Below are 6,369 nucleotides of genomic sequence, written 5' to 3'. Positions count from 1 at the left end.
ATGCAACTTCCTTGGCCAAAAGCAGGAAAATAGATAACACAAAATAAAAAGATCAAAAGGTTCAGTGATTTCATTCTGAAATAGGTTTTGGGTTTAGAATATCAATTTAGGGAATTTTTTGGCTTTAGTTTTTTTGTTGAGTCGATTGAAATAAGCGGTTTCTAGGATTAGAGTTTTTCTTAATATTGATAAACACTAAAATCCTTTATTTGAGCTTCGCCCTTTGATTCTGAAATTTTTAACCTCAATTCGGATATTTCCATTTCTTCAAACTGATGAATGAATTTATGTCCGATAACTGATCCTTCAAAAATGGTTTTCCACCCAGATTTAGTTTTTCCTTCAACTAAAAACTTTCTTACCCTTTCACCTTGGGAAATATCTTCCATTAATACCAGTTGATTGATAGGCTTCTTTCCTGAAATTTTTAGATTGATTTGATCTCCAACTCCTGAAGTGGAGGCGATTTTGTTTTCAAATCTTCTACTTATCTCATCACCCAATTCTTTTAACCGATTTACATCAGCTTGAGGCAATAAACCCTCAGCATTGGGAGTAAGACCTAAAATCAGACTGGAATTATGGCCGACTGAGTTGTAATACATGTTTACCAATTTATCCAAAGGGTAGATAATTCCGTCTCTCTCTGGTTCCCAAAACCAATCATGCCCTCCAAATCCTCTCAAAGGAGCATCGCTCATGGCAGGGATATAATAGGGCCCATCCGGATCACCTGTCTTCAATAAAGCAAAATTGTCTTTGCTGATCTCTTCACGTGTACTTTCCCCCGAACCAATGGAAGGATATGGAAAAGTTCCCCAACTTGGATAGGGTACCGTACCAGACTCACTTCCTCCCCAACGCATATCCGCTCTTTGGAGATTATGATAAAAGAGCCCTTTTGGCTGATATTTTTCAAAAATAGAAAGTACATCTGGCCCTCCTTGTTCAGGTCCATGGGCGCCCCCATCAAACCAAACCATAGCCCAGTCTCCATAATTGGTGAATATCTCTTTGACCATGCCTTCTACCATGGTATTGTAATGCTCTTGGCGGTTTTTAGCAAAGTCGCTTTCTCCTTCCACCATAAAATCATGGATTCCGTAGAAGGAATTCCATCGAATACCAATGTAAACACCTGCCTGTATGCCGTACTTTTCACACGAAGACTTAAAGTCTCGTAGCAAATCTCCTTTTCCATCCTGCCATTTCAAGGCTTTCATATTGTAGGGATTCGAGTCACTTTGAAACAGCGCAAAACCAGTTTCATGGGTGGCTGTAAGAATGGCTATTTTGACACCTGCGTCTTTTGCAGCTTTCACCCATTGGTCTATATCTAGTTTTTGGGGATTAAAAATATTGTAATCAGGAATTGGGGTGATCCGATTATATGCTTGATTATAAACCTTGCCATCAAAGACATGAAGGTCATAATGAAAGACCGCAACCATTTCAGCATTTTGCCAGTTTAGCTGAGCTGGAGTTGGGATTGGAACTTGATTTTGGGCAAGAATAAATCTTATTGAAAATGTAAATAAGCAAAAGATTAGCAAGAAGTTCTTAAATGACATTTAGGCTTTAAATTACTGTTAAAATAAGAATGTTGGGTTAATGTGAATTCTGAATACTTTCCAAAATAAAATTCAGAATAGGACTGGGGTCTTCCAGGCTGTGAGGATGATGACCTACTCCAGGCTTTCCAATTAGCTTTATGGTGCCTCCTGCTTTTTTAAATTCTGTAGCTAACATAGCTGTGTTTTCTGCCACAGGCACAACCTCATCCGCTTCTCCAAAGACATGGATTACAGGAATATTGGCTTCAGCGACTTTAATACTGTTATAGATAGGAATGCCTTTAAAATCAAGAACAGAAGCGGAATCCAATCCATAAGCCTTCAGGCATTTCTCCCAATCGCTCGGGCTTCCTTTTCCTGCATATAATCCTCCCGGCCAACTCTTGATATCACAAACCGGGGCATCAGCATAAATGGTAAAAACCTTATCGGTGTTCTTTGCTGCCCAATTATAGATGATTAGTCCGCCACGACTCATCCCCTCCAAGACTACCTTCTGGTTTAGCTTAAATTCCTTTCTGCAATAAGCATAGAACTCATCCCAAATCTTTACCGCTTCCTCATTTCCGTAGAGATCTGCCACATCTACATAAACTACATGAAAGCCTTTTGCAAGTAATGCCTTGTCCAATTGTGGTTCATGGCCCCAGAACCTTGCTCTCCAAACCCAATAGCCATTTTCATCAGCTTTGTTAGGAAAAACCACTTTTGCAGAATGCCCCTGAAAAGTGAAGTTTCGGATGGTATAGGCATCAAAGATTCCTTGTTGCGCAAAAGCACTTAGGGATAGTAAAAAATAGAAAGAAAGGAAGAAAAGAAGCTTTGGGGTATTCATCGGTAAAAGAGTGAAGAGGATATTTTAAGATAGACAAAAAGTAAAAAATATTAGACTGGTAGGAAGGTTTTACTAAAAAAATTACTAGATCAATAATTGACTTCTCCAGATCTTAACTTTATACGATGCATTATCGTATTTTTATAAAAAAGTTTAATAACATGAAAATCACTGCATTAATCGAAGACGAAATGATTCAAGAAGTAGTCAAGACTTCCGGCGCAAAGAATATTACAGAGGCAATTAAGATTGCGTTGAAAGATTATCTGGCTAGAAGGAAATTGGTGGAATTAGCCAAAAATATAGCTTCAGAACCTATTGAGTTTTATTATGGAGCTGATCAACTCCGCGATATTAATCAAAGATGAAAAAGGTATTGATTGATACTTCGGTTTGGATTGAGTTTCTAAAAGGCAACAAAGAAATTTTTGACCCGATGATGGACCTGATGGAAAATGGGGAGATCTATACCCTCGAGTTGATTTTTGCTGAATTAATGCAGGGAGTAAGATCGGCTCGGGAACATTCCATTATTACAGAATTTTACCAGCAAATGAGAGTTTTGGATCAACCTGGATTGATTTTTCAAGCGGGAGAATATTCCAGGAAAGAAAAGCTGCTTTCCAAAGGAATTGGTTTAATAGATGCTGTTCTAATTTACTCGGCCCAGAATTTTGGGATTGAACTCTGGACCTTGGATAAAAAGATTCAGGGCTATTTAAGTGATAAATTGATCTGAATTCTCAATGATTCAGGCAGGTATTTTGTAAATCATTGTCAAACCTTTTGGTTTTTACTAAAGCTTAATATGAAGGAAGCGATAGGCTAGATTTAAATTTTTAAAATCCCTGAATTGCTTTCCTGTAAATGTATAGGCAGTCGATACATCAAATTTCCCCAAAACTGCACCAATACGCAAACCTCCTCCGAAACCCGTAACCCTCTTTCTAGTATCTAACCAATTTCCGGGCTCACGGGAAATGATATTGTATCGCTTTTGCGATAGGAGTAAAATATCAAAACCCAAATAAGTATGTTCCCTGCGTTTTTTTCTCCCAAACTTAGGTTCGCCTAGCATATAATTTCTTTTTAAATAGTACTTAAAAAGAAAATTTGTTCCTTCTGCAAAAGAATTGATTCCTGTATATCTCGGGTGCTGACTTTGGCATCTTCTCGGATGAACGATCTCACCATTAGCTAAATCAGTCGGTTCAAATTTTTACCCAACCGAATTTTATCGTCAAGGTAGTAATTGCCTTCTAACAAAAGCTAAACCTGTTGTGCAGTTCCATTTAGAAGAAGATTTATTATAAATGGCTCCTATGGAAAAGGTAAGCTCGTGGGGTTTATCCTGAGCCTGAGTCAGAAATGGAAAAACCAAAACTAGGATAAAAGTAACCTGTCTCATTATAAATCACTTCAAAAATATAAAGAAAAGCCTCATTATCTGTTTATTAAAATATTGGATTCAAATTTCAATATTTACCCAAAAAGTACTTCTTAAATTTGAAACTCAATCATCTCAATTTTCTTTTGCAGAATACCAAAGCGGCCCTATTGCTATTAGCAAAACGAAAATATTGAAGATGGCATTGGATGGATTTCCTGAAGAAATAGATCCCAAGCTATCCAACACAAACCAGGATAAAATTCCTGCCAAAACGCTTTTTCTGACGAATTCGGGAGATTTATCATAAACCCAGACTGATAAACACCAAATCATCACGCCCCAGCCAAAAAGAAAACCTCCGGTTAATGCAGATAGAAATCGGGTAGTGGGACTTTGGAAGTCTTGCTGATAATCTAAAGGCCAACTCAAAAAGTCCAAGGTCCAACTAGCAGCTTCAGAGGTTTCCACCATTGTTCCCAGAAAAAAGATCGGACCAAATGATCCAACCACAATAGCGGTAACTTTTAAATAGAATTTGTGAAACTTTTGGGTTCTGTAAGATGGGATATTTGTTGATTCCTTGTTCATCTGCTTTTTTTATTTTAGGCATACTAAACCAAAAAGGGCAAGATTTTTAGACGCTGCCGTCTATAGGATAAATGGATTTCTTGTTTTCGAATTGGCTTACAAAATGTCGGATAGAATCTAAGTAATTATTCAGCCAGTTTGCATTCAGCGTTTCAGCTGTGATCTGTAAGAAAAAGTTTTCCAGGCTAAGTTGAAGTACTAGCTCGGCTAAGTAGGAATTATCATGGAGTCCAATTATGTCCTTCCAAATTGGGATAATCGCAGGAATAGAGAATTTATTCACTTCATTAAAACAGTTGGCAAATTCCTTATTTTCCCGATGGATTCGCAATTGTCTGTTAAACAAAAGATCTAATTTATGATCTAAAATTACCTGAACTAGTTCTTCTTGGGTTTTGCTTGCTGCTTCTTTTTGTGAAACAAGTTTGGCTTGCTGTAAGTGATAGTCCAATAATAAGCTGGTAAATACTTCCAAATCAGCAAAATGGTGATAAAAGGAAGATTTATTTTTTTTCACTTGCTTTGATAGTCTTTCGATTTTTAAACCTTCAGGCCCAGCAGAGGCAAACATTACGTAGCCTTCTTTTATCCAAGAATCTCTCTTACTCGAATTCTCTATCATGCAAGATTAAGATTTGAGATTAAAAATTGTTTGTATATAAACTTCATAAAAATAGTCATATGCCCGTTTTAATTCAATTCCTTAATTGCAGCATATGAACTTGCTTTGGGTGAAATTGGTTCGGGCAAATGGACATCACCCCAATTTTACCTGGGCTTATTTGGAACGATAGGACTATTCCATATTCTTAACAATTTTCCCGTCTTTCATGATAACATGAAATTTATCCGCAGGATTGGCAATCAGAGACAGATCTTCAAGTGGATTGCCATCAACTAAAATAAGGTCTGCCAAAGCATTCGTCTCAATAGTCCCTAATTTTCCTTGGTATGGACTTCTCAATCCAGAAAGATTTAAGAGTTGCGCATTATCATAGGTAACCATTCTCAAAATTTCTCTATTGCTGAACCATTTTTGCAGTTCCAAGATGTAATTGTTTTGTTGTTTGTTGAGTTCGGGTTCAAACAGGAAATCAGTCCCCCAAGCAAGTTTTACCTTATATTTTTTAGCGAGAGGCCACACTTTTTCCTGTCCCTCAATTACCGGTTTTCTTTTTATTCTTCTCAGCGAATCCATGTCAGGGGTGTCTTTCACAAGGTATTGCAGACTTAGCCAGATATTTTTCTTAGCCATCAGTTTGAGAGTCTTATCATCTAAAAGCTGTCCGTGTTCTATACATTTAACACCTGCCTCAATGGCACGTCTGACTGCCCTTACGGTATAAGCGTGAACAGTAACATAAGTCCCCCAGTCTTCAGCTGCTTCTACTGCAGCTTTCATTTCATCCAAGGTGTATTGTGTCACGTCCACAGGATCGTATGCAGAAGAAGTCCCTCCTCCGGCCATCAGTTTAATTTGACTTGCACCAAACCTTAGATTTTCGCGAACTGCTGTAAGTACTTCACTTCTCCCGTCAGCTATGAAGGTGGCCTGAAATAATTCCGCTTTGGAAGGTTGACCGAAAAATTTTCGTGACTGCTCCTCAGGGGTTCTAAAATCCCCATGCCCTGCGGTCTGACTGACGGTCGCTCCAGATGGCCAAACTCTAGGCCCGAGCAATGTTCCATCGTCTATTTTGGCTTTTAGTTGAAATATTGGTCCACCTGCATCACGTACACTAGTAAACCCTCTCAGTAACATTTCTTCCGCTTGGATCGAAGATTTTTGTAGTACTAATTCCGGACTAAATGAAGGTGTCATCATTTCCTTCATTGTCATGGACCCAAATGTCAAATGAACATGATTGTCTATCAAACCGGGCATTAATGTTTTTCCCTGCCCATTTATTACCAAGAGATTTGTTTGAGATTCAAAAGTTGAGGAACTGATATCTGCTATTTTGTTACCAACAATCAAAACG

Annotated in this window: 8 protein-coding genes; 2 read left to right on the top strand and 6 right to left on the bottom strand. The window is 38.0% G+C overall.

The window, feature by feature from the left end; translation table 11 throughout:
- Positions 1–179: 179 nt before the first annotated feature.
- Both Q0L68_RS14545 and Q0L68_RS14540 read right to left on the bottom strand, forming a co-directional pair.
- The gene (locus Q0L68_RS14545; protein ID WP_296704603.1) at positions 180–1,571 is read right to left on the bottom strand and encodes an alpha-L-fucosidase; all 1,392 of its coding nucleotides are present in this window, start codon (positions 1,569–1,571) and stop codon (positions 180–182) included.
- Between the two features lie 37 nt (positions 1,572–1,608).
- Entirely contained in the window at positions 1,609–2,409 is an 801-nt protein-coding gene (locus Q0L68_RS14540; RefSeq protein ID WP_296704601.1) for an alpha/beta hydrolase, read from the bottom strand.
- Between the two features lie 161 nt (positions 2,410–2,570).
- Between Q0L68_RS14540 and Q0L68_RS14535 the strand changes: the two genes are divergently transcribed.
- Together Q0L68_RS14535 and Q0L68_RS14530 are read left to right on the top strand one after the other, a co-directional pair.
- Positions 2,571–2,777, top strand: a complete 207-nt coding sequence (locus Q0L68_RS14535; protein WP_296704598.1) for a type II toxin-antitoxin system VapB family antitoxin — start codon at positions 2,571–2,573, stop codon at positions 2,775–2,777.
- Positions 2,774–3,148, top strand: coding sequence for a PIN domain-containing protein (locus Q0L68_RS14530; protein WP_296704594.1), 375 nt, complete (start codon positions 2,774–2,776; stop codon positions 3,146–3,148). The genes Q0L68_RS14535 and Q0L68_RS14530 overlap by 4 nt, the downstream gene beginning before the upstream one ends.
- A gap of 57 nt (positions 3,149–3,205) precedes the next feature.
- On the opposite strand, the gene Q0L68_RS14525 is transcribed toward Q0L68_RS14530, so the two are convergent.
- The 4 genes from Q0L68_RS14525 to Q0L68_RS14510 all read right to left on the bottom strand — a co-directional run.
- Positions 3,206–3,487: a hypothetical protein gene (locus Q0L68_RS14525; RefSeq protein ID WP_296704592.1), complete on the bottom strand. Its 282-nt coding sequence runs from the start codon at positions 3,485–3,487 to the stop codon at positions 3,206–3,208.
- A gap of 444 nt (positions 3,488–3,931) precedes the next feature.
- Positions 3,932–4,387 carry a hypothetical protein gene (locus Q0L68_RS14520; RefSeq protein ID WP_296704589.1) on the bottom strand — a complete coding sequence of 152 codons (456 nt, stop codon included), beginning with the start codon at positions 4,385–4,387 and terminating at the stop codon, positions 3,932–3,934.
- Between the two features lie 46 nt (positions 4,388–4,433).
- Positions 4,434–5,009 carry a TetR/AcrR family transcriptional regulator gene (locus Q0L68_RS14515; protein ID WP_296704586.1) on the bottom strand — a complete coding sequence of 192 codons (576 nt, stop codon included), beginning with the start codon at positions 5,007–5,009 and terminating at the stop codon, positions 4,434–4,436.
- Between the two features lie 174 nt (positions 5,010–5,183).
- The coding region (locus tag Q0L68_RS14510) for an amidohydrolase family protein (RefSeq protein ID WP_366938409.1) at positions 5,184–6,369 on the bottom strand (1,186 nt) is incomplete at its 5' end.

Source organism: Algoriphagus sp. (assembly GCF_024642405.1).
GTDB lineage: Bacteria > Bacteroidota > Bacteroidia > Cytophagales > Cyclobacteriaceae > Algoriphagus.
This window is presented reverse-complemented; position numbering and strand designations above follow the sequence as displayed.